This is a genomic window from Rhizobacter sp. (genome assembly GCF_031412495.1).
Taxonomy (GTDB): Bacteria; Pseudomonadota; Gammaproteobacteria; order Burkholderiales; family Burkholderiaceae_C; genus Schlegelella_A.
This window is the reverse complement of the sequence record NZ_JANODC010000389.1, coordinates 1-1,512: the sequence shown is the minus strand read 5'-3', so window position 1 is coordinate 1,512 and position 1,512 is coordinate 1. Positions and strand designations below refer to the sequence as shown.

Below are 1,512 nucleotides of genomic sequence, written 5' to 3'. Positions count from 1 at the left end.
AACGGCAAGGTGCCGTGCTGCGCCACCGCGCGCGGCGCCGACCCGGTGCCCGAGAACGACAGCGACGGCGAGTTCGCGTTCGCCGTCGCCGACCTCTGGCACATCACGCACGACGAAGCGACCGTGCGCGCGCTGTGGCCGCACGTGCGCCACGCCGTCGCGCACATGGAGGTGCTGCGCGCGAGCGAGCGCACGGCGGCCAACCTCGCGCCCGAGCGCCGCGCCTACTTCGGCCTGATGCCGCCGTCGATCAGCCACGAGGGCTACTCCGACAAGCCGGCCTACTCGTACTGGGACGACTTCTGGGCCGCGACCGGCTACCGCAGCGCCGTGACGCTGGCCCGCGGCCTCGGCCTCGCCGACGACGCCGCCCGCATCGCCGCGCAGGGCGACGAGTTCCTCGCCGACCTGCTCGCGTCGCTCGCGGCGAGCACGAAGCTGCACGGCCTCGACGTGCTGCCGGGCGCCGCCGACCGCGGCGACGTCGACCCGACCTCGAGCACCGTCGCGCTCAGCCCGGGCGGCCTGCTCGGCACCCTGCCGGAGGCGCTGGTGCGCAACACCTTCGACCGCTACTGGCGCGACTTCGTCGAGCGTCGCGACAGCGGCAAGGCCTGGGACGCCTACACGCCCTACGAGTGGCGCAACGTCGGCGCCTTCGTGCGCCTCGGCCAGCGCGAGCGGGCCCTGCAGGCGATGGTCTTCTTCTACCGCGACCGCCGCCCGGCCGGCTGGAACCAGTGGGCCGAGGTCGTGCTGCGCGATGCGCGCGAGCCGCGCTTCCTCGGCGACATGCCGCACGGCTGGGTCGCCTCAGATCACATCCGCTCGGTGCTCGACCTGTTCGCGTACGAGCACGAGGGCGAGCGCTCGCTGGTCCTCGCCGCCGGCGTGCCGTTGCGCTGGCTCGATGGCCCGGGCCTGACGCTGCAGGACCTGCGCACGCCGTACGGCCGCCTGAGCTGGCGCGGGCGGACGGTCACGCGCGGCGGGCGCAAGGCCATCGAGATCGACGTCGCCGCGCTGCGCACGCCGCCGCCCGGCGGCATCGTGATCCGCGGTCCGTGGCCGGCCGCGGCGCGCGTGCACGTCAATGGCACGGTGCAGGCCGGCGGTGCCGACGCGATCCGGCTGGCGCGAACGCCGGCGCGCATCCGCATCGAGCTGCCCTAGCGCCAGCCGACACTCGGCCCGTGTCGCGGACGCGTGGCCCGTGTACGTCTTGCCGGTGCGTGCGGTGGATCTCCTACAGCGCGAACGTCCGGCGTCCCACGCGGCGCGCGCTGCCGCACCGCGACGATCCCACTTCGAGCGCTCGACACGAGGCGCCGCCTCTTCACGCACTTCCCCGCAGGAGCTTCATGGCCACTCGCAAGAGCAAGACTTTCACCGTGCCCGCCCGGGCGAACAAGACCTCCGTTCCCGCATCGGCCGCCGAGAGCATCGGCACCGTGCTCTCCACCTTCTCCGGCCCGTCGACGGCGCTGCTCGACGACGCCGCCGCCGCCGCGC

At 74.3% G+C, this 1,512-nt stretch carries 1 protein-coding gene; it reads left to right on the top strand.

The annotated features are described in order from the left end of the window. A partial coding sequence (locus AC30N0_RS14285) for a hypothetical protein (RefSeq protein ID WP_489518573.1) occupies window positions 1-1,173 on the top strand: 1,173 nt, incomplete at its 5' end. Between the last annotated feature and the right edge of the window lie 339 nt (window positions 1,174-1,512).